Annotated in this window: 20 protein-coding genes and 1 pseudogene; 12 read left to right on the forward strand and 9 right to left on the reverse strand. The window is 62.5% G+C overall.

Features of this window, described 5'->3' with window-relative positions; all coding sequences use genetic code 11:
• Positions 1-86 precede the first annotated feature (86 nt).
• From V7787_RS37125 to V7787_RS37140, 4 genes are read left to right on the forward strand one after another with little or no spacing between them, the layout of a single operon-like run.
• On the forward strand, positions 87-1,151 hold the full coding sequence (locus V7787_RS37125) for an acyl-CoA dehydrogenase family protein (RefSeq protein ID WP_104887781.1): 1,065 nt from the start codon (positions 87-89) through the stop codon (positions 1,149-1,151).
• Positions 1,148-1,969: an ABC transporter ATP-binding protein gene (locus tag V7787_RS37130; protein ID WP_104887780.1), complete on the forward strand. Its 822-nt coding sequence runs from the start codon at positions 1,148-1,150 to the stop codon at positions 1,967-1,969. The genes V7787_RS37125 and V7787_RS37130 overlap by 4 nt, the downstream gene beginning before the upstream one ends.
• Positions 1,956-3,161 (forward strand): ABC transporter substrate-binding protein, encoded by a 1,206-nt coding sequence (locus V7787_RS37135; RefSeq protein ID WP_064493001.1) that lies wholly within the window; start codon positions 1,956-1,958, stop codon positions 3,159-3,161. Before V7787_RS37130 ends, V7787_RS37135 begins: the two co-directional genes overlap by 14 nt.
• Positions 3,161-3,916, forward strand: coding sequence for an ABC transporter permease (locus tag V7787_RS37140; RefSeq protein ID WP_336092611.1), 756 nt, complete (start codon positions 3,161-3,163; stop codon positions 3,914-3,916). Before V7787_RS37135 ends, V7787_RS37140 begins: the two co-directional genes overlap by 1 nt.
• 111 nt (positions 3,917-4,027) lie before the next feature.
• On the opposite strand, the gene V7787_RS37145 is transcribed toward V7787_RS37140, so the two are convergent.
• Together V7787_RS37145 and argC are read right to left on the reverse strand one after the other, a co-directional pair.
• Positions 4,028-4,714 carry a GNAT family N-acetyltransferase gene (locus tag V7787_RS37145; RefSeq protein ID WP_064492999.1) on the reverse strand — a complete coding sequence of 229 codons (687 nt, stop codon included), beginning with the start codon at positions 4,712-4,714 and terminating at the stop codon, positions 4,028-4,030.
• 76 nt (positions 4,715-4,790) lie between these two features.
• Positions 4,791-5,732 carry an N-acetyl-gamma-glutamyl-phosphate reductase gene (argC, locus tag V7787_RS37150; RefSeq protein ID WP_064492998.1) on the reverse strand — a complete coding sequence of 314 codons (942 nt, stop codon included), beginning with the start codon at positions 5,730-5,732 and terminating at the stop codon, positions 4,791-4,793.
• 156 nt (positions 5,733-5,888) lie between these two features.
• Between argC and V7787_RS37155 the strand changes: the two genes are divergently transcribed.
• A complete protein-coding gene (locus V7787_RS37155) occupies positions 5,889-6,767 on the forward strand; it encodes a LysR family transcriptional regulator (protein ID WP_014590656.1) in 879 nt (292 codons plus the stop codon).
• Between the two features lie 67 nt (positions 6,768-6,834).
• On the opposite strand, the gene V7787_RS37160 is transcribed toward V7787_RS37155, so the two are convergent.
• Entirely contained in the window at positions 6,835-7,485 is a 651-nt protein-coding gene (locus tag V7787_RS37160; RefSeq protein WP_020190496.1) for a TIGR04211 family SH3 domain-containing protein, read from the reverse strand.
• 196 nt (positions 7,486-7,681) lie between these two features.
• Between V7787_RS37160 and V7787_RS37165 the strand changes: the two genes are divergently transcribed.
• Positions 7,682-8,161, forward strand: coding sequence for a VOC family protein (locus tag V7787_RS37165; protein WP_014590658.1), 480 nt, complete (start codon positions 7,682-7,684; stop codon positions 8,159-8,161).
• 80 nt (positions 8,162-8,241) lie between these two features.
• Here the strand turns inward: V7787_RS37165 and V7787_RS37170 are convergent, their stop codons facing one another.
• Positions 8,242-9,987, reverse strand: a complete 1,746-nt coding sequence (locus V7787_RS37170; RefSeq protein WP_064492996.1) for a BCCT family transporter — start codon at positions 9,985-9,987, stop codon at positions 8,242-8,244.
• Between the two features lie 314 nt (positions 9,988-10,301).
• On the opposite strand from V7787_RS37170, the gene V7787_RS37175 reads away from it, so the two are divergent.
• The 4 genes from V7787_RS37175 to V7787_RS37190 all read left to right on the forward strand — a co-directional run bounded on the left by V7787_RS37175 (position 10,302) and on the right by V7787_RS37190 (position 12,516).
• Positions 10,302-10,619 (forward strand): hypothetical protein, encoded by a 318-nt coding sequence (locus tag V7787_RS37175; RefSeq protein ID WP_003256033.1) that lies wholly within the window; start codon positions 10,302-10,304, stop codon positions 10,617-10,619.
• A gap of 8 nt (positions 10,620-10,627) precedes the next feature.
• The gene (locus tag V7787_RS37180; protein WP_064492995.1) at positions 10,628-10,828 is read left to right on the forward strand and encodes a DUF1289 domain-containing protein; all 201 of its coding nucleotides are present in this window, start codon (positions 10,628-10,630) and stop codon (positions 10,826-10,828) included.
• Positions 10,829-10,878: 50 nt separating this feature from the next.
• Positions 10,879-11,520 carry a LysE family translocator gene (locus V7787_RS37185; RefSeq protein WP_010954467.1) on the forward strand — a complete coding sequence of 214 codons (642 nt, stop codon included), beginning with the start codon at positions 10,879-10,881 and terminating at the stop codon, positions 11,518-11,520.
• Positions 11,521-11,727: 207 nt separating this feature from the next.
• Positions 11,728-12,516: a substrate-binding periplasmic protein gene (locus V7787_RS37190; protein WP_064492994.1), complete on the forward strand. Its 789-nt coding sequence runs from the start codon at positions 11,728-11,730 to the stop codon at positions 12,514-12,516.
• A 69-nt stretch (positions 12,517-12,585) separates the two neighbouring features.
• Here the strand turns inward: V7787_RS37190 and V7787_RS37195 are convergent, their stop codons facing one another.
• Genes V7787_RS37195 through V7787_RS37205 form a run of 3 tightly spaced genes read right to left on the reverse strand, consistent with a single transcriptional unit; the run spans position 12,586 to position 16,658 of the window.
• On the reverse strand, positions 12,586-13,929 hold the full coding sequence (locus V7787_RS37195) for a c-type cytochrome (RefSeq protein ID WP_064492993.1): 1,344 nt from the start codon (positions 13,927-13,929) through the stop codon (positions 12,586-12,588).
• An 18-nt stretch (positions 13,930-13,947) separates the two neighbouring features.
• Entirely contained in the window at positions 13,948-16,203 is a 2,256-nt protein-coding gene (locus V7787_RS37200; RefSeq protein WP_064492992.1) for a xanthine dehydrogenase family protein molybdopterin-binding subunit, read from the reverse strand.
• Positions 16,203-16,658 (reverse strand): (2Fe-2S)-binding protein, encoded by a 456-nt coding sequence (locus V7787_RS37205; RefSeq protein ID WP_003256023.1) that lies wholly within the window; start codon positions 16,656-16,658, stop codon positions 16,203-16,205. The genes V7787_RS37200 and V7787_RS37205 overlap by 1 nt, the downstream gene beginning before the upstream one ends.
• A gap of 91 nt (positions 16,659-16,749) precedes the next feature.
• Between V7787_RS37205 and V7787_RS37210 the strand changes: the two genes are divergently transcribed.
• Positions 16,750-16,995, forward strand: coding sequence for a hypothetical protein (locus tag V7787_RS37210; RefSeq protein ID WP_336092622.1), 246 nt, complete (start codon positions 16,750-16,752; stop codon positions 16,993-16,995).
• Entirely contained in the window at positions 16,929-19,115 is a 2,187-nt protein-coding gene (locus tag V7787_RS37215) for an OsmC domain/YcaO domain-containing protein (RefSeq protein WP_014590666.1), read from the forward strand. Before V7787_RS37210 ends, V7787_RS37215 begins: the two co-directional genes overlap by 67 nt.
• Positions 19,116-19,324: 209 nt before the next feature.
• Here the strand turns inward: V7787_RS37215 and V7787_RS37220 are convergent, their stop codons facing one another.
• Together V7787_RS37220 and V7787_RS37225 are read right to left on the reverse strand one after the other, a co-directional pair.
• Positions 19,325-20,203 carry a DUF6708 domain-containing protein gene (locus V7787_RS37220; protein ID WP_064492991.1) on the reverse strand — a complete coding sequence of 293 codons (879 nt, stop codon included), beginning with the start codon at positions 20,201-20,203 and terminating at the stop codon, positions 19,325-19,327.
• A gap of 2 nt (positions 20,204-20,205) precedes the next feature.
• Positions 20,206-21,577: pseudogene (locus V7787_RS37225) on the reverse strand (T6SS effector BTH_I2691 family protein); the annotation flags it as partial.

Raw genomic sequence — 21,577 nt, forward strand, 5'->3', positions numbered from 1 at the left:
ATGGCCATTACCAGGCCGTTGTATGAGCGGCCTTGTGCCGTGAACGGGCCGCAGAGCGGCCCCGGCGTTATCAAAGGAGCAAGACCATGCAAGATTGTGCATTTCGACACTGGCTGGATGCCAATGCCGAGGCCATCGACCGGGGCCTGTGCGAACCGCAGCAGGTGCTGGCGCAGATCGCAGAATCGCAGCTGCTGCGCACGGGGGTCGACCCAGCGCTGGGCGGTACGGGCGGGCAGGTGACCGACGCGGTCGAGGCCATCGCCGCCATTGCCAGCCGCTCATTGGCTGCGGCTTTCGTCTGCTGGGGCCAGCGTGCCTTCATCGAATACCTGCTGCACAGCCCCAACCAGCCCCTGCGTGAGCGCCTGCTGCCGCGGCTGTTGACCGGTGAATTGGCCGGTGCCACCGGGCTGTCCAACGCCATGAAGTTCCTGTCCGGTATCGAAGCGCTGCAGGTGCGTGGCCGCCCGGCAGCCGATGGCTGGCACCTGGAAGGGCGACTGCACTGGGTGACCAACTTGCGTAAAAGCGGCTTCGTGGTGGCGGCGGCCATCGAGGATGAAGCCGGCGGCGCGCCGTTTGTGCTGGCCATTCCTTCCGACGCTCAAGGCCTGGAGCGCTCTGATGATCTACAACTGATGGGCCTGCAGTCGAGCAACACGGCAGCACTGGCTTTTCACCAGGTGCCGCTGGCCCGCGACTGGTTGCTGCATGAAAATGCACGCGAATTCCTGCCACGGGTACGTCCGGCATTCCTGGCGCTGCAATGTGGCATGGCCATTGGCCTGGCGCGACGAGCGCTGGAAGAGGTTCAGGCGCATCTGCATGGCCGAGCCTCGTTCCTCGACGAAGCCCGTCAGGTGCTTGGCGAACGCCTGGAAAACACCGTCAGCGAACTCAAGCAGGGCTTGCTCGAAGGTCGCTTCCAGCAGCAGCCGGCGGCCTTGTTCAAGCTGCGCATCATCCTGGCTGAAAGTGCTGCTGACGCGGTACAACTGGAGTTGCAGGCCAGTGGCGGCAAGGCTTACCTCTGCGAATACGGCGAAGGGTTCGCCCGCCGCTGGCGGGAGTCGGCCTTCGTGCCGATCGTCACGCCCAGCCTGGTGCAATTGCGCGCCGAACTGCAACGCCAGGCAGGCGTTGCATGAGCGCGGTATTGCTGGAGGCCCGTGAAATTCGCTTGGGCTACCCGCGTGAGGGTGGTTGGCAGCAGGTGCTGGCGCAGTTCGACCTGCAGCTGGCGCCAGGTGAAGTCGTGAGCATCCTTGGCCCCAGTGGTGTGGGCAAGTCCAGCTTGCTGCGGGTGCTGGCAGGCCTGCAGCAGCCTGGCGGCGGCAGCGTGAGCTTGCACGGCCAGCCGCTGCAGGGGCCGCACCCGCGTCTGGCGGTGGCCTTTCAGGACCCAAGCCTGCTGCCATGGCTGAGCCTGGAGAAGAACGTCGCCTTCGGCCTGGACTTCGCCCGTCAGCCCAGGCTGGCGGATGCCGAACGCCGTGCACGCATCGACCATGCGATTGCGGCTGTGGGCCTGGCCCACGCCCGTGGCCAGTACCCGGCGCAGTTGTCTGGCGGCATGGCCCAGCGCACCGCGCTGGCCCGCTGCCTGGCACGCCAGCCCGAAGTCTTGTTGCTGGATGAACCCTTCGGTGCGTTGGATGAGGTGACCCGCGCCGACATGCAGCAGTTGCTGCTGCAACTGATCGCCACGCACAAGACCGCGGCCGTGCTGATCACTCACGATATCGACGAAGCCCTGCTGCTGTCAGACCGGGTTCTGCTACTGGGCAACCACCCAGCGCACATCCTCGGCCAGTGGCACATCGACCTGCCGCAACCACGGACGCAGCGGGTCGAAGAACTGGGCGCTTTGCGTATCGAAATCCTCAAAACCCTTCGGCGGGCAAGCCGCACAGTCGAACCTACCCCAACCTCGTTGCCCTCGGAGGCTGTCCATGTGCATGGATGACTGTTGTTCCTCTTCTTCGCGTCGTGACTTTCTCAAGCTCGGCGCCATGCTCACTGCTGCCGGTGCATTGCCGTTGCTGTCGAGCTTGCAGGCGCGTGCCGCTGCCGAGCCGGACGCGCCGGTGCGCATCGGCTACCTGCCGATCACCGATGCCACGCCGCTGCTGGTGGCACATAACAACGGCCTGTTCGAGGCCGAAGGCATCAAGGCCGAGCGCCCGGTGCTGCTGCGCAGCTGGGCGCAGGTGATCGAGGCATTCATCTCCGGCCAGGTCAATGTCATCCACCTGCTTTCGCCGATGACGGTATGGGCGCGCTATGGCAGCAAGGTGCCAGCCAAGGTGGTGGCCTGGAACCACGTGGGCGGTTCGGGCCTGACTGTTGCGCCGGATATATCCGACGTGAAACAGCTCGGTGGCAAGACAGTGGCCATTCCGTTCTGGTACTCGATCCACAATGTGGTACTGCAACAGTTGCTCAACGACAACGGCCTGACGCCCGTGTCGAAGCCGGCCAATGCGCAACTGGCCGCCAACGAGGTCAACCTGCTGGTGCTGCCACCGTCCGACATGCCACCCGCTCTGGCCAGCAAGCGCATTGCCGGCTACATCGTTGCCGAGCCGTTCAACGCACTGGCCGAGAACCTCAAGGTGGGCCGCGTGCAGCGCTTTACCGGCGATGTATGGCGCAACCATGCGTGCTGCGTGGTGTTCATGCACGAGCATGACCTGAATAACCGCCCGGAGTGGTCCCAGAAAGTGGTCAACGCCATCGTCAAGGCCCAGCAATGGACCCGTGACCATCGCACCGAAGCCGCCGCACTGCTGTCTAGGGCGGGCCCCAACAAGTACACCCCGCACGAGCCTGCGGTGCTGACCAAGGTCCTGGCGCCCGCCGCCGAAGACCGTGCTGGCTACATTGCCAGTGGCGCCATTCGCCATCAGCAGTGGGACGAAAAACGCATCGACTTCCAGCCATACCCGTTCCCGAGTTACACCGAAGAGCTGGTCAAGCGCCTGAAAACCACCCTGATCGAAGGCGACAATGCGTTTCTTGCCGGGCTGGATCCGGCGTATGCCGCCCGCGACCTGGTCGACGATCGCTTCGTGCGGAATGCCATCGCGGCAGTGGGTGGCCCGTCGGTGTTCGGCATTGCCGACAACTTCGAGCGTAGCGAGGAGTTTGCGGTCTGATGCGCACGCATGTCGTACATGCCGGCCTTGGGCTGGTCGGGTTGCTGGCCTTGTTGCTGTTATGGTGGGCCGGTGTGGCAATGTTCGGCCAGGCCCACGGCCTGTCGGCGCGCTTTTCGCCGGCGGCAACCCTGGCCAGCCTGGTCGAGCTGCTGGGGCAGGGCGAGGTCTATGGGCATATCTGGGTCAGCCTCAAGCGCATCCTGATTGGGCTGCTGCTGGCGCTGCTGATGGGTGTGCCGCTGGGCTTGCTGGTAGGCAGCTACCGGCACCTGGAGGCGGCGACCACGCCAGCATTCCAGTTTCTGCGCATGATATCGCCATTGTCGTGGATGCCTGTGGTGGTGATGCTGATGGGCGTGGGTGACCAGCCGATCTACTTCCTGCTGGCGTTTGCCGCGTTGTGGCCGATCTTGCTGAATACGGCGGCAGGGGTGCGTCAACTGGACCCGCGCTGGCTGCAACTGAGCCGCAGCTTGAGTGCCACGCGCTGGGAAACCTTGTGCAAGGTGATTGTGCCGGGGGTGATCGGTCACGTGCTGACGGGGGTGCGCCTGGCCATCGGTATTCTGTGGATTGTGCTGGTGCCGTGCGAAATGCTTGGGGTGAGTGCGGGGCTTGGGTATTTCATTCTTGATACCCGTGACCGGCTGGCGTATTCCGAACTGATGGCGATGGTGCTGCTGATTGGCGTGCTGGGGTTTGTGCTGGATGCCCTGGCGCGTGGGCTGCATCGGCGCTGGGTGCATGGCTGAGAGGCCAATGGGGCTTCTTCGCGGGCTCGCCCGCTCCCACAGGTACATCACCGGCCTTGGGCCTTAGGGTATTCCTGTGGGAGCGGGCAAGCCCGCGAACAGGCCTTTGGATCAATGCACGTTCTTGCGCTGGCGCACACATTCCTGGGCTTGAGCGGTCAGCTCATCCAGCCGCTCATCGCGCATCTGCTCCGCTTCGATCATCGCATCCTCACCCTGCTGGTTAAGCAGATAGGTGTGAATCTGCAGCACTTCAGCCGTCTGATAAATCGGCGCAATGTCCAGGCGCCCGATCAGCGCACCACTGGGCTGGCCGGTACTGCTCATCAGCACCTGCGGGCCGTTGGCGGCCACCACTTGCATGCCCATCGCCTCGAACCACGGCACCTGGTTGGCAAAGGCGTTCAGCTCTACGCAGGCATGGCGTGAGCGCAGGTCGCCCAGCAGAGCACGGGCGATGCCCTGGCGGCGATGGCTGGCGCACACGGCCAGAAAGGCCAATGCACAGGCCTGCCCATCGTCCTGGGCTGGCAGCGACAGCGCAAAGCCCAGCAATTGGTCCGGTGCTTCGGCATCCAGCGCCAGGGTAAGCGCCACGGCCAGACCGCGGGTGCCGTCCAGCGCTTGCAGGTACTGGTGGACTTCCATGCCGACGCCGTACTGGTACAGCGGGTACAGCGGGTTGTCGACGGCGATGGCGACACTGCTCAAATCGCCGACATTGTGAATGACCAGCTCGCGGATCTGGTTCTGGAAAGATTCGGGCGGCACGCTGTCGAGGCGGCTCAGGATGAACATCTGGGGGCTCCGGCGGATGAGAATACGACCCGCGCTGTGTTGGCGCGGGTTGTACAGTCTAACCGTTTTTGCCGTATCAGCCGTGTGCCTGTAAGGCACCGAGCATCAGGTCGAGGTTTTGCACGGCAGCACCAGAGGCACCTTTGCCCAGGTTGTCGAACACTGCGGTGAGCAGTACCTGGCCATGCTCGGGGTTGGCGTACAGCGCCAGGCGCAGGTCATTGCTGCCGTTCAATGCCTCGGGGTCGAGGTTTGCCGCAGCACCGCACTGATGCAGAGGCATCACCTGAACATGGCGGGCACCCTGGTAATGCTGTTCCAGGCAGGCTTGCAAATGCTCGGCGCTGACCTGTCCAGGCAACAGGCGAAGTTGCAGCGGAATGCTCAGCACGATGCCTTGGCGGTAGGCGCCATAGCCGGGCATGAACATCGGCCGCGCCGACAACCCCGCGTGCTGCTGGATCTCCGGTACGTGCTTGTGCGCCAGCTCCAGGCCATACAGCTGTAGCGCCGGGGCTTTGGCGGCGCCGGGCTGTTCATGCCGCTCGACCGCCGCGCGACCACCGCCGGAATAGCCAGACACGGCGTGGATGTTCAGGGGGTAGTCCGCAGGCAGCAAGCCGGCCTTGACCAGTGGGTGCAGCAGCGCGATGGCGCCGGTGGGATAGCAGCCGGGATTGCTGACACGCGTGCTTTGCGCGATGCGCTCGGCTTGCTGATGGTCAAGCTCCGGCAGGCCATACACCCAGCCTGGTGTGGTGCGGTGCGCCGAGCTGGCGTCGATCACCCGCACCTGTGGGTTGTGGATTGCGGCCACGGCCTCGCGGGCGGCGTCGTCGGGGAGGCACAGCAGGGCAATGTCGGCGCTGTTGATCGCTTCGCAGCGGCGTTGCGGGTCCTTGCGCTCGGCCTCGGGGAGGGTCAGCAGGCGAAGATCGCTCCGGCCCTGCAGGCGGGCATGGATCTGCAGGCCTGTGGTGCCTTGGTCGCCGTCGATGAAAACAACAGGGGTGTGCATGCTCGGGGTCCGGTTGGGGAAAGATAGCCTATGCTCGCCCGTAGCGTTGGTAATGAAAATTTGAATATGATGACCGATACATTCAGGTTTTCTGAATGATTTTTGAAACACGTGGTGAACCTGTGGGTTTACTCGAAAAAGGGCCTGCACTGACAATTGCGCGAAATCAGCCTCGACCGCCTCCGCACATTGGTGGTCATCACCGACCTGGGCTCCTTTGCCGAGGCCGCCCGCCAGCTTAACCTGGCGCCGCCCACCATCAGCTTGCACGTGGCCGAGCTGGAGGCGCGTATCGGCGCCCCGTTGCTCACCCGCACCCGCGGCCAGGTGCGGCCTACCGTCATCGGTGAAACACTGCTGGGGCGCGCCCGACGCCTGCTGGCGGACGCTGACTTGGCGCTGGACGAAGTACGCCGGCAGGTCGCAGGTTTGACCGGGCGTGTGCGCCTGGGCGCCTCCACCGGTGCCATCGCCCATTTGCTGCCGCAGGCGCTGGCGCGCCTGCGTGTGGAGCACCCGGGGATCGATGTGCAGGTTCAGGTGCTGACCTCCCAGGCATCGCTCGCGCGCTTGCGTGAGGGCACACTGGATATCGGCCTTGTGGCCTTGCCGCAGGTAGCCGGCAAAGGGCTGACGGTTACCCCCTGGCGGCGCGACCCGATCCTGGCGTATGTGCCGGCCGACTGGCAGCCGCCGGCCAGGATCACCCCGGCCTGGCTGGCGCAACGGGCGTTGATCCTGAATGACAGCACCACCCAGCTGTCGCGGGTTACCGGCGAATGGTTTGCAGCGGCGGGGTTGTACCCCGAACCGCGGATCGAGCTGAACTACAACGATGCGATCAAGAGCCTGGTCGGCGCCGGGTACGGGGCGACATTGTTGCCGCAGGAGGGGGAGGCGACCGAACTGGACCGGCGCATTGCCCGCCGACCGCTGCGGCCGGGGTTGTGGCGGCAGTTGGGTATTGCGTGTCGGGAAGGGCAGGTGGAGCGGGCCACGGGGTATGTGCTGGAGGCGCTGGAACGGTTGCGGTAGGGGCAGCTTCCGCTGCTGCAAGACCTGTGGCAGGCCGGCACGTTCCAGCCCCGACGCCTTGCCTAACTCAGAACCAGCGATCGTTCTTCTTGCGCCCACGGGTCAGTGCCGGCAGGATCAGCCCCGCCAGCAAGCCTGCACCGGCAATGCTGCCGCCATACACCATGTAGCGCATCATCACCTGCTTGTTCTCATCCCCCAGGCGGGCCTGGGTATCGCGCAGGTCCGACTGGCTCTGATCGAGCTGCTCGTTCAGTGCCTTGTTGCGCGCCTCCAACTCGTCAATCAGCTGCTTGCGCGAATCAAGCGTTTCCTGCATGCCCTGTACGCGGTTCTTCCAGCTGTCGTCGATGGTCTTCAACTGCCCGGTCAGTTCGGCGACCTGGGCATCGAGCAATGGCAGGCGCTCGTTCTGCCCGGGCACTGTCTGCAGGTCGTTGCTGAGGATCCACACCACATCGCCGTTCTGCCCGCGCACCTGGCTGTAATTGCCCTGGCTGCCGAGCAGGGTCAGCTTCTGCCCGGACTTGAGCGTGCCGACAATGCGGTGCCCGTCGGTCGGGCCGCTGCGCACGTAGGTGCTCAGGCTGTCACTGACCCAGCGTGCGTCGCTGGCAGGCTCTTCGGCGTGCACGGGTGCGACAAGACTCACCAAGGCGGCAATCAGGCCGATGCGCAGGGCAGGGAGGGCGGAAGCATTTGGGCGGGAATTGGGCATGTTGGGTCTTCGCTGAAACAGGACAAAAAGAAGGCCCGGTGACTGGGCCGATGAACCGGTCGGTGAGTTGACCGTCAGCGAAAGACCGTTTTTTTGTCAGCAGGTTCACTACCTGATGTCGGAAATGTCTGCAGAACCGGTACGCCGGGGCTATGAGGCTAGACTCAAGGCTCACCTTCGATCTTGGAGCAAGACCATGACTGCCAAGAACACCATCTGCCTGTGGTACGACCACGATGCCGAAGAGGCGGCGAACTTCTATGCCCGAACTTTCCCCGATAGCCGGGTGGTCGCTGTGCACCAGGCACCCGCCGATTACCCTTCAGGCAAGCAGGGCGATGTGATCACCGTGGAATTCACGGTAATGGGTATCCCTTGCGTGGGCCTCAATGGTGGCTCGGCCTTCAAGCACTGTGAGGCGTTTTCGTTCCAGGTCAGTACCGCGGACCAGGCAGAGACCGACCGCTTGTGGGATGCCATTGTCGGTAACGACGGCGAGGCCAGCGTTTGCGGCTGGTGCAAGGACAAATGGGGGATTTCGTGGCAGATCACTCCACGCATCCTCATCGAAGCCATCGGCCACCCCGACCGTGCGGCGGCCAAGCGTGCGTTCGAGGCCATGATGCAGATGGGCAAGATCGATGTGGCCAAGATAGCGGCGGCGTTGAAAGGTTGAAGCAGATCCATGTTTCAGCAGGCGCGGTCTCGCATCGCGAACGGGCTGCGTAGCAGCCCGTGGTCTTCGGGTTGACGCCGTCAGTTGCTGGTTACTTCGGCCTCTGCCGCTGTCTTGGCCGATGCCTTCTTCTCCTGCACCACAATGTAGAACTCCTCCCCATGCTTCACCGCCCCATACAGTACGGCCTTCTCGATCAGCTCGTTGCCGCGCAGGTGGCGCAGCATCATCGGGTCCTTGCGCAGGTCGCGGTACAGCGCCAGGCATAGCAGCACCATCACCACCACGAATGGCAAGGCCACGACGATGGTCAGGTTCTGCAGCCCGGTCAGCGCCTCGCCAGGGTTACCTGGATCGCCGATCGCCAGCATGATCGCCGCCACCGTACCGGTCAGCGTCCCCCAGAAAATCACTGTGCGTCGCGATGGCGCTGTGGTGCCGTGTTCCGACAGCGTACCCATCACCAGCGAGGCGGCGTCGGCACCCGAAACGAAAAAGATGCCCACCAGGATCATCACCAGCACCGACGTTGCCGAGGCCAGCGGGTAGCTGTCCAGCAACTGGTACAGCGCGTGGTTACTGTTGACCGCACCGTTGGCCAGCTGGAAGGCGCCCTCGCGCACGGCCTCGATGGCGGCGCCACCGAAGATGGTGAACCACACCAGGCTGACCAGGCTTGGCACCAACAGCACCCCGGTAACGAACTGGCGAATGGTGCGACCGCGGCTGATGCGGGCGATGAACATGCCCACGAAAGGCGTCCAGGAGATCCACCAGGCCCAATAGAACACGGTCCAGCCGGCCAGCCAGCTGTTCATCTGTTCGCCGCCGCTGGCGTTGGTGCGGGCCATCATTTCCGGCAGCATCTTGATGTAGATGCCGAGCGAGGTCGGCAACAGATTGAGCATCAGCAGCGTCGGCCCGACCATGAACACGAACACCGCCAGCACCAGTGCCAGCACCATGTTGGTGTTGGACAGCCACTGGATACCCTTGCCGATGCCCGACACCGCCGAGGTCACGAAGGCAATGGTCAGCAGGGTGATGATCGAGATGTAGAACAGTTTACCGGGGCTTTCGATCCAGCCGTTGTATTCCAGGCCGCCGGCAATCTGCAGCGCCCCTAGGCCCAGCGAGGCGGCCGAGCCGAACAGCGTGGCGAAGATCGCCATCATGTCGATCAGGCGGCCGAGAGGGCCGTTTGCGTGCTTGCCGATCAGCGGCCGGAAGGCGGCGGAAATCAGCTGCGAGCGGCCACGGCGGAAGGTGCCGTAGGCGATTACCAGGCCGACGATGGCGTACATGGCCCAAGGGTGCAGGGTCCAGTGGAACAAAGTGGTGGCCATTGCCACCTGCATCGCTTCGCTGGTCTGCCCGCTGGCCGAGCCGGGCGGCGGCGATATGTAGTGCGACAGCGGCTCGGCCACGCCGAAGAACATCAGGCCGATGCCCATGCCGGCGCTGAACATCATCGCGACCCAGGACACCGTGCGGAACTCTGGCTGTTCGCCATCGCGGCCCAGCGGCACCCGCCCGTAACGGCTGGCGGCCAGCCACAGCACGAACACCACGAAGAGGGAGGAAGTGAGCACGAAGAACCAGCCGAAATTGAGAATGACCCAGGATTGCGCGCTGGAGGCGCTGCTGGCCAGGCTGGCCTGGTTGAGGAAGCCCCAGAGCACGAAGGCGATGGCCAGAAGGCTGGTGAAACCAAAGACGATCCAGTCAAGCTTGCCCTCGAAATGTCGATCCTGGCGGGCTTCTGCGGTTTTCGAGGGGTCTGTGACGCCAAGATCGAGTGTTTCGGGGATGTGTTCCTTTGCCATGTATGATGAGGCCCCATTTGTGTATTGCCTGGACGCGCAGGCTTGTTGTGTGGGCTGCCGAGCACGATGACGGCCTCGGCGGGGTGGATTGCTGGCGGGATTATCCTGCGCAGCAGATAGCGGCTCATGTCCCCATAACGCCATGGGGCGTCCATTGCGCGACTTGGCAAATACTTTTAGTTCTGGGGGCAATGGCCCTTTCTGCCTCGGCTTCTGGTACCCTGATGGGCATAACCCGGGACCGCACATACGAGCATCGTAGAAGCGCTGCTGCTTGCGGGCCTGGCCGCACCAGGAAACGGAGATTCGTCATAATGGCCACTGACCGTGTGAGCCTGATTCATTTCGATAAATTGAGCATGAGCCCTGCCGCTGCCGATCGGTTCCAGAAAGCCCTCGACGCGCTGGAAGCGCTCAAGCTGCAGGACCGTTACGTGTATCTCATCGCTCCTTATCTGGGTGATATCGCTGACGCCTCCGACGCCGAGCAACTGGCAACAGCCCTGGAGCAGGGCTTGCGCGTGGTCGAAGAGTTGCTGGCAGCCAGGTCGGTAACCAAGGTCAAGGCCGAGGAAGTGCGCCAGGTGTTCCACAGCGCAGGCGAACGTGCGCGGGCAGAACTGCCTGGCTGAGCAGTGGCATGGCCAAAGACATCGACAACCCCTGCGTCTCGTTATGCCAGCTCAACAGCGAACTGTGCGTGGGCTGCGGCCGTACCCGTGACGAAATCCGCAAGTGGCGGGGCATGAAGCGGCCCGAGAAAATGGCCACTGTGCAGCGTGCGGCGACGCGAATGAAGGCTATCGCCAAAAAGGCGGCCAAGCGGCAGAATGCCGGCTGAACCTGCGTGCAATTGACGCAGCCTTTCCTGTTTGTCTGACGAGCCTGAAAATGGATTCTCACTCGCTGTTCGCGTTTACCCTGGTCGCCGCCATCGCGATCGCCAGCCCCGGCCCTGCCACCTTGATGGCTATCAACAACAGCCTTGCCCATGGCCAGCGCAGCGCGATCTGGTCGTCGCTGGGCAATGGCACGGGTCTGTTCTGTCTGTCGGCAGCGGCCATGCTGGGGCTAGGCGCACTGTTGGCCAGTTCTGAAGTACTTTTCAATGCCGTGAAGATCCTGGGGGCGGGCTATCTGTTCTACCTGGGGGCGCGCCAACTGCTGAAGAAGAGCCCGATGCTGGAGCAGGGTGCCGCAGAGCGTTCAGCCAAGGTGCGGCCCACGCCGCTGAAACTGTTCAAATCGGCCTTTCTCACTGCAGTGACCAACCCGAAGGCGACCATGTTCTTTACTGCACTGTTCCCGCAGTTCATCGACCAAGGGGCTGCGCTGTTGCCGCAGTTCCTGACCTTGACCGGGATTTTCGTGGCCTTGTCGCTCACTTCGCTAAGCGCGTATGCCGCCCTGGCTGCGCGGGCCAAGGGGGTGCTGACCCGGCCGTCGCTGTCGCGCTGGGTGAACAGGGTGGTGGGCACCACCTTTATCGGTTTTGGCGCGGCGATCCTGGCGATGCGACGGCAGGGTGCCTGAAAAGCCCAGGTTGTCGCCGGCCGTGCAGGCGCTCACTGTCTGTCCTTCGGCAGATTTATCAACGGGACGATGAAAGGCTCGTCTGCGGGTTGCTGATGGTCCAGACTGTCTACAGCGCGCAGATGATAGCTGCAGGCGACCACGGCAGGTGGCAGCCTTTGGCCACTACGCCGGATCGCCGGGTGTTTCATGTGCCGAGGGTCGTAGATGATCGAGCGTTGCTTCCGCCACGTCTTGCTCCTGATGTGCCTGTCACTGCTGCCCCTGGCTGCAACAGCGGATGATGCATGCCTACGGCTGACCGCCACAGGCAACCCGGAATACCCCCCGTACCTGTGGCGCGACCCGCTGAACCCTCAACGACTGATCGGTGCCAATGCCGACCTGCTCAAATACCTGGGCAAGCAGCTGGGGCTGGACATAGAGGTGGTTTATGCCGGGCCGTGGTCGCGAGCCCAGGAAGAAGTGCGCACCGGCCGGATCGACTTGATGGCCGGGTATTTCCTGACCGAAGCGCGCCGGCAGCACGTGGACTTCATTGCCCCGCCGTTTTTGCGCACGCCCAGCGTAATCTGGGTGCGCCAGGACAATGCCTTTGCCTACCAGCAATGGGCCGACCTCAAAGGCCGCAAGGGTGGCACTCTGGTCAACAACAGCCACGGCCAACAGTTCGATGAATACGCCCAGGCCAATCTCACCCTCGAAGCGGTGCCCACTGCCAGGCAGGCGTTCGAGAAGCTGATGCACAAGCGCAGCGATTACGTGGTGTACGAGCAGTATCCTGGCATGGCGCTGGCGCGCACATTGGGCATCGCAGCCACTGTGCAGGTTTTGCTGCCACCGGTGTCCAGCGAAGGGTTGTACCTGGCAATCTCACATGAGTCGCCTTGCAACCGGCCACTGCTGCGTGAGGCGCTGGCGCGGGAGATGGCGAAGATCGTTGGCGGGGCCTTGCCCGAGCAGTGGTTGAAACAGAATCTGGAGCGGTGGCAGTGACAGAGTGGCTCATGCGCTGCGCGGTCTTTGTTGGGGGCAGCCTCGCGTCGGTACATGTGCCACTCCAATTCAACGCATATGCAAGATGATGGGGCTGCTGCTAGCCGGGTCGGTATGCCCACGCAGCTTGCCTACTGCCTGCGCATCCACCGCACCCCCCTGGTTGCCCCAGGCCGTACGCACAAAGCTGAGCACGTCGGCAATCTCCTGATCACTCAACTGCTCGCGCAAAGCCGGCATGCGATAGGCGTCCGGCACCCCTGCAGCCACCACCCGCTGCGAACCATTGAGCGTGATATTGATTGCCGAGGCGCTCTCCTTGGCCAGTGCCGAAGTCGCCCCGGCCAAGGGCGGCATCCATTCGGCCTGGCCCTTGCCGTCCAGGCCATGGCACGACGCACAGCGTGTCACGTAGGTGCGCGCTCCCGGGCTGTCCAGCCGTGTCGCTGGCGATTCGGCCTGGTATTGCCATGGCGCGCCGTCCCGTTGGGGGTCGCCGGGCAGCGACTTCAGGTAGTGAGCGATGGCAGCCAGGTCGTCATCGTGCATGAATTGCGTGGAGTTGTTGAACGCCTCGGTCATCGAACCATATACCACTGCATGCCGGTTGCGCCCGGTCTTCAGGAACTGCGCGATCTCTGCCTCGCTCCAGCGCCCCAGCCCGGTGTTGTGATCGGCGCGTAGGCTGGGTGCATACCAGCCGTCGAGCAGTGCGCCGGACAGGAACGGCTTGCCGCTGTCATCCAGCGCCTTTTCATTGAAGGCCAGGCCACGTGGCGTATGGCAACTGCCGCAGTGTCCGGGGCCCTGGACGATATAGGCGCCACGGTTCCACTGTGCATCCTGCCCGGCCTTGTCGGTGTAAGGCGTAGTGGCGGCGAACAGGCCGTTCCACAAGGCGATGGGCCAGCGCAGGTTCAGCGGCCAGGGGATGTCGCTGCCCAGGTTGGCCTGCCGCGCCGGTTGCACGCCGTGCATGAAGAACGCATACAGCGCCTTGACATCATCATCGCTGAGCTTGGCGTAGGACGGGTAGGGCATCGCCGGGTACAGCCGTCGGCCACCCGGTGCGACACCCTGGCGCACGGCGCGGTCGAAGTCGGCCAGGGTGTAGTTACCGATGCCGCTGTCGCGGTCGGGGGTGATGTTGGTGGCGTGGATTGCCCCCAGCGGGGTGGCCATTTCCAGTCCGCCGGCGAACGGTTTGCCATCCGGTAGGCTATGGCAGGCCACGCAGTCACTGAGCCGGGCGACGTATTCGCCGCGGCTGACCAGCGCCGGGTCGGCAGCAGTGGCCTGTGCGTCGGCAAACGGTGATGCGGGTTCACGGGTGACATACCAGGCCAGCAGGCCCGCCGCGACCAGGCACGGCAGCGCCAGCCAGCCAGCGGTTCTTGCGAAACGATGGGTCATGAGGCGTCCCTTGTGCGATCAGCTGAAGGTGTGGCGGCTCAATGGCAAACTGCGCACGCGCTGGCCGGTGAGCTGCGCGACCGCGTTGGCCACCGCCGGGGCCACGGCGGGCAGCGGTGGTTCGCCGATGCCGCCCATCTTCGCCCCGCTTTCGATGATGCGCACATGCACCCGCGCCATGCGCGAAGGCGGCAGGATCGGGTACAGGTCGTAATTGCGTGCGCGCGGCTTGCCATCCACGTACACCGCTTCTTCCACCAGCGTCTGCGACAGGCCCAGGGCGACGGCGCCGTTGACCTGGTGCTCGATGATCGCCGGGTTGACGATGCTGCCCGGGTCGATGGCTTGCCAGATGTCGTGCACCCTGACCTGGCCGTTGTCGATCGAAACCTCGGCAATGACCGCAGCCTCCGAGCCGAACGGTGAGGCCATGGCCACGCCGCGTGCGCGCTTGCTGCCGTCCTCGGCGGTGAACGGTCCGCGCTTCCAGCCGCCGGACAAGTCGGCCACTGCGTTCAGCAGGGTGGTCAGTCTCGGGTTGTCGCGCAGCAGGTGCAGGCGCAGTTCAAACGGGTCCTTGCCACCTTTGTCCGCCAGTTCGTCCAGGAATGATTCGTAGAAGAAGTCGTTCAGCGAGTTACCTACCGAGCGCCAGTAACCAAGCATGGCCGGGCCTTTGACGTAGATCTGGGCAATGCGCTTGTTGGCGATGGCGTAGGACTTGCCTGACAGCCCCTCAAGCGCGGTCGGGTCGATCTTCTCCCCTTGTTTTCCAGCAAGTGCCTCGGTTGGGCCCTCGGTGGCGCTGACCGCTTCGAGCGCCACTGGCATACCGTCTGCGTCCAGCCCGGCGCGGAACTTCACCACTGCGACGGGGCGCAGTACATCGCGCAAGAACTCCTCTTCGCGACTCCAGATAAGCTTCACCGGCCGGCCAACCGCTTTGGCCAGGGCAATGGCCTGCGGGTAGGGGTTGGCAGAGTCGTACAGGAAGTGGCGGCCAAAGAAGCCGCCCAGCAGCGGCGAGTGCAGGTTGATTTGTGCAGGCTCCAGGCCGGTGCGTCTGGCAATGTCGTCACGGAACATGTCCGGGGCCTGGTTGGGCAGCCAGACGTCGAGGCTGCCGTCCGGGTTGAAGCGGGCGAGGGCGGACGGTGGCTCCAGCTGGGCATGGTTCAGGTACTGGTTGTGGTAGCTGGCCTCGACCTTGGTCTTGGCGTTGGCCAAGGCGCCGGCAATATCCCCTTCGTTCTCTTCATCACGGGACGGCCCTTGCACCGTAGCGAGGTGTTCGCGCCAGGCGTCGCTGGAAAAGTCGGCCGGCATCGGTCGCACTTTGCTGTCGGCGGCCGGTTCTTTCCAGTCCACCTGAATCGCCTCCACTGCACGCTTGGCGTGCCACCAGCGCTCGGCGACCACAGCCACGGCGCCTGGCAGCTGATGCACAGAATGTACGCCTTTCATGGCCTTGATCTGGTCTTCGTTGCGCAGGCTGCCAACCGTCATGCCCAGGCGCGGTGCATGCTGCACGGCAGCGTGGAGCATGCCGTCGACCTTGATGTCGATGCAGTACTGGGCCTTGCCGGTGGACTTGTCGTAGGCATCCAGGCGGCGTACGGGCTTTCCAATCCAGCGAAACTGGCTGGGGTCGCGCAGCTTGATGCTGGCCGGGTCGGGCACCGGCAGGTCCATGGCGCGACCGGCCAGCTCACCGTAGGGTACGGAACGTCCGCTCGTGGTATGTACTACGTTACCCGGCGTGGTAGAAAGCTCATCGACCGGTACACCCAGGTGTTCGGCGCCCGCCTGCAGCAGCATGCCCCGGGCGAGCGCGCCCAGGCGGCGCATGGTCGGGTAGCTCATGCGTACCGACATGCTGCCACCGGTGATGCGCATGCCGTTCTCCATCACCACGTAGGCTTCGCCCGGTGGTGCGCTATCGACCACGAAATGGGCCGGGTCGACATCCAGCTCTTCACCCACAATCTGCGCCATGGCGGTGAAAGGGCCTTGTCCGCCTTCCATGAAGGGGCTCAGCAGGCGCACCGTGCCGTCCGGGCGAATCTCCAGAAATGCAGGCACCTGGGTGCCGCGTTCAGCCGTTGCCGCAGCGGCGGCTGCTGCCTGCACGCGGGCCGAGCCCATGGGCAGGCCGAAACCTAGCACCAGGGCACCGACTGCGGTGCCGGCAAGAAAGCGCCGACGTGACAGGTTGACCGTTTCGCCCCGCTGCAGCCTGAGCAGTTCGGCGGGTGTATCGACTGGCGTGTTCATCAGGCCTGCTCCCCCTGGGCCAGGTCATGCACGGCGGCATGGATGGCGTTGTAGGTGCCGCATCGGCACAGGTTGACCATGGCTGCATCGATCTGCGCATCGCTGGGTTTGGGCGTGTGCTTGAGCAGCGCCGTGGCTGCCATTACCTGGCCAGACTGGCAATAGCCGCATTGAGCCACCTGGTGCTCAACCCAGGCGGCGACCACCCGTTTGCCGACGGGGTCGGCTTCGATCGCCTCGATGGTGGTGACCTCACGCCCCACCACACCGGCCACCGGGGTAACGCAGGCGCGCACCACATTGCCGTCCACCAGCACCGAACAGGCGCCGCACTGGGCCAAGCCGCAGCCATACTTGGTGCCGGTCAGCCCCAAGTCATCGCGGATTACCCACAGCAGGGGCGTGTCGGCGTCCGCCTCGACCTGATAGGTCTTCTGGTTGATGCGTAGTTCCATGGTTTCACCTGCCCGTCACGGTTGTTGTCGCTGTGTTTTTTCTGCATGGGGAATACGTTGTCCCCCGGTGCAGAAACGCTAGCACAGGAGGATGACCGCTGGTCTGGTGGCGGGGGTGGCTTCAGAGGATCAGGCAAGTAATCCGGTGGAATACGCAAGCCAGATTCGAAAAATCAAGCCTGCGGTCGGCGTTGAACAGGACTTGCGCAACGAAAACCCGGATAATGCCGGCCAATTTCGTTTTGCACGCTTAAATCACGGTAATCCCGCATGGAAATCAAGGTCAATTTTCTCGACAATCTCCGTCTCGAAGCCAAATTCGATGACTTCACGGTGATCGCCGACCAACCTATCCGCTACAAAGGCGATGGTTCGGCCCCCGGCCCGTTCGACTATTTCCTGGCGTCTTCGGCCTTGTGCGCGGCTTACTTCGTCAAGCTGTACTGCCAGACCCGCGATATTCCCACCGAAAACATCCGCCTGTCGCAGAACAACATCGTCGATCCGGAAAACCGCTACAACCAGATCTTCAAGATCCAGGTCGAACTGCCCGAGGACATCTCCGACAAGGACCGTCAAGGCATCCTGCGCTCCATCGACCGCTGCACGGTAAAAAAGGTGGTGCAGACCGGCCCTGAGTTCGTTATCGAAGTGGTCGACAACCTCGATGCCGATGCCCAGGGGTTGTTGATGCCGGTGTCGGACACCAGCACCTATATCCCCGGCAAGGACCTGCCGCTGGAGCAGACCATTGCCAACATGTCGGGCATCCTCGCCGGGCTGGGGATGAAGATCGAGATCGCCTCGTGGCGCAACATTGTGCCCAACGTCTGGTCGCTGCACGTACGCGATGCGCAGTCACCGATGTGCTTTACCAACGGTAAAGGCGCCACCAAGGAGGCTGCGCTGGCCTCGGCGCTGGGTGAGTTCATCGAGCGCCTCAACTGCAACTTCTTCTACAACGACCAGTTCTGGGGCGAAGACCTGGCCAACGCCCCGTTCGTGCACTACCCGAACGAACAGTGGTTCAAGCCGGGCCCGCGCGACGCGCTGCCGGCCGAGATCCTCGATGAGCACTGCCTGGCGATCTACAACCCTGACGGGGAGCTGCGCGGTTCGCACCTGTATGACACCAACTCGGGTAACACGGCGCGGGGCATCTGTTCGCTGCCGTTCGTGCGCCAGTCCGACCAGCAGGTGGTGTACTTCCCGTCCAACCTCATCGAAAACCTGTTCCTCAGCAATGGCATGAGCGCGGGCAACACCTTGGCTGAGGCGCAGGTGCAGTGCCTGTCGGAAATCTTCGAGCGCGCGGTGAAGCGCGAAATCCTCGAGGGTGAGTTGTGCCTGCCGGACGTGCCGCAAGAGGTGCTGGCCAAATACCCGGCGATCCTCGCTGGCATCCAGGGCCTGGAAGAGCAAGGCTTCCCGGTACTGGTCAAGGATGCGTCGCTGGGGGGCGAGTTCCCGGTCATGTGCGTGACCTTGATGAACCCGCGCACGGGTGGCGTGTTTGCCTCGTTCGGTGCCCACCCGAGCCTGGAAGTGGCGCTGGAGCGCAGCCTCACCGAACTGCTGCAGGGCCGCAGCTTCGAAGGCCTGAACGACCTGCCGCAACCCACCTTCGAAAGCCACGCGCTGACCGAGCCGAACAACTTCGTCGAGCATTTCATCGACTCTAGCGGCGTGGTGTCGTGGCGCTTCTTCAGCGCCAAGGCCGACTTCGAATTCGTCGAGTGGGACTTCTCCGGGCACGGCGAGGACTCCAACCAGCAAGAGGCCGCAACCCTGTTTGGCATCCTCGAAGACCTGGGCAAGGAAGTGTACATGGCGGTGTACGACAACCTTGGCGCCACCGCGTGCCGTATCCTGGTGCCAGGCTACTCGGAAATCTACCCGGTCGAGGACCTGATCTGGGACAACACCAACCGCGCCTTGTCGTTCCGTGCCGACATCCTCAACCTGCACAGCCTCGACAGCCGCTCGCTGAAGCTGCTGCTCAAGCGCCTGGACAACTGCGATGTGGATGACTACACCACCATCACCACGCTGATCGGTGTGGAGTTCGACGAGAACACAGTGTGGGGCCAACTGACCATTCTCGAACTGAAGTTGCTGATCTGCCTCGCGGTGCAGCGTTTCGAGGATGCCAAGGAACTGGTCGAGGCATTCTTGCAGTTCAACGACAACACCGTAGACCGCGGCCTGTTCTACCAGGCGCTGAACGTGGTGCTGGAAGTGCAACTGGATGACGAACTGGAGATGGATGACTACGAAGCCAACTTCCGCCGTATGTTCGGCAATGCGCGCATGGACGCGGTATTGGGCTCGTTGGACGGCAGTGTGCGCTTCCATGGCCTGACCCCGACCAGCATGAAGCTTGAAGGCCTTGATCGCCACCTGCGCCTGATCGACAGCTACAAGAAACTGCACGCGGCCCGGGCCAAGTTCGCCTGACAGGCGCTGCGCCCAATCATCGCCGGCAAGCCAGCGCCACAGGTATTGCACCGCTCTTGAGATTTGTGCCGAACCTGTGGGCGCTGGCTTGCCTGCGATAAGTCAGGAGCCGTCCTACAGCCCTTTGATCTGGGCGCCATCCTCATTCTGTCTTGCCGCGTTGCCATCCAGGCACGTAGCGTTCTCTTCCTATCCACTTCAGGTGGTGCCTATTCGGGCTTAGCAGGCCCCCCTTCGAAAGCCTCCGCCGGTGGTGGCGCTGCACGGACATTGAAAAGCTTGCAGACACAGTACCAACAGAGAGCGACGGTCAGGTTGTAGGGGAACAGCACCGCCCAGAACGGCAATTGCCAGTTCTTTTTGCCCTGCATTTCACCGGGCTCGCCGGTTCGCCAGGGGGCATAGTGGCGCCAGGCTTCTGCCGGGGTCAGGCAGATGGCGTGCAGTGGCTTGTGCCACCAGTTGGGTTCACCGGGCGGGGGGAGTTTGTCCGGGCCGTGGTCCATGAAGTGGCGGAGGTATTCCCACACTTCGGCGACATGCTTGACGCCGGGTTCGGTGGGTTCGTTGCTGTCGACCCAGAGGCAGTCTTTTTGATGCAGGCTGCCGTCTTCCCGGCGGGGGGCGAAGGCGAGGGCATAGCTGGTGCTGAACGATGAGCCGCCGTATTCGGTGCGCTTGAAGATGCCACCTCCGGTGTTGGCCCATTCGAATATTAGTACCTTACTCAGACGTTGGTAATAGATTTTTTGGGTTGACCGATTGAAGCAGAAACTTGATAGGCGTTTTATGAAATATATTCGATAGGCTAAGAATGGGAGGAAGATGAAAGGTGTAATTAGTGTAAGGAGGATAAAGGTATGACTAAAGGTGTATGGGTTCCAGGCTTCACTGGTTAGTAAGTAAGGGTAGGTGAAGACAACGAGCGCAATGGTCATTGCACAGTACAGCTTTCCCATAAAGACTGAGTCTGTTACCCAGGGGTTTTTCAGGCATAAGGTGGTTTTTGACAAGCTTGATAGTTGCCCGCCAATAGCGGGCTTATGCCCTGAACTTGAGCCTGAATTGAATATCCAGATGGTTGCCATGATCAGCGCTCCAGACGAAAAATTGACAGGGTCTCATTATCTTCGTCCAGGCCTTGATTGGCGTTGTAGGTTAGATGAAGTGAGACATGATTTTGGTTGGCTAGGGTGTTTTCGAAATGTAGAACTAAGCCAGCATCTACGATGTGGCCGGTCGGGCTGATTGGAAAAACGTCAATTCCTTGGTCGTCACGGAGGGAACTCAAACTTCCTGACCATTCACTTACGCCTAGCCTGAACGCAGGCAGCAGCACTGTGAATTCTACGGTTGGTTGGGATGTGGCTACTTCGTTATGTGTGATAGCTGTCCAATTTGGCGGCGACCAGTGGTTGTTCTGATGCCATCGGGTGTCGACTTTAGTTATGCCGAGGGATAGGGCCTGCTCGGCGGATAGTAGCTTGGGTCCGTAATGTTCATTGTGCCAAGCCTTAATTTCTGTTTGTAGTGAGGTGAAAGCAGGAAGTTTTTTGTCAAAGTCCAAGTTGATGTCAGCGTGCGACTCTCCATCATTGATGCGATTACCGAATATGCTACGTGCTGCCCACAGTTCTATTGGGCTGTGAAGGTGCTCATGTGCCTTGGCGTGCAGGTAGAGGCCTCCTGCAATGATGGCTACTCCTACGAGGACAAGGGCCGCTGCGGCCCATCCGGCAAAGGGCACAACCGATGTCACGCCCGCGATTGCAAGTCCTGCTTCAAGGACGACAGCGGAACCGACAGCCATGGTGAAACCACCAGTCAACGTGTAATCGGCAGCCGCTTGATTGCCGTTCGCTTTCTGGCGCCTTGCTTTGGAGATATCAGAAAGCAAGCTAAATGCAATTGCCGGGTAACCGGCTAAACGCGCAAACAGATTGCTACCCAAGAACTTGATAATCCCATTGCCAAAGGCCATGCCCGGCGCTGTGGCACTTAATCTCAGCATGACGGCCTTATGCGTTGCCCGCACGCTGACCATTGTTGCCGCCGCTGCACCGATCACCCCGAAAACAGATGAAGCGAACCCCAGGGTGTATTCCGGTGCGTCGCTCTTCTGCAGGCTGTTGTAGGCCGTCTTGAGCGATAAGATGTTGAACCACAGCATCCCCGCGTTTAAACCACCACCACCGCCGGAGGTGAGCAGCCCGAGAAAGTTAGGTTTCACCCGCGCAGTGGTGGTCAGCTCGATCGACACCGTGCGGCTACCCGAGATGCGCAACGCTTTCATCTCTTCAACCTGCGCCATGCCGCTCTTCAAATACCGCTGCACCTCCTGGCTAAATGGATTTTCCGTAATGGCCTGCTCGGTGATTCGATAGCGCGCCGCCAACAACCCCAGTGCTTTCTCGGCATTGGCCTCACGCGCTGCCAGCAACACTTGCTGGCGCAGGCCATGG

This window comes from Pseudomonas sp. CGJS7 (assembly GCF_036961695.1).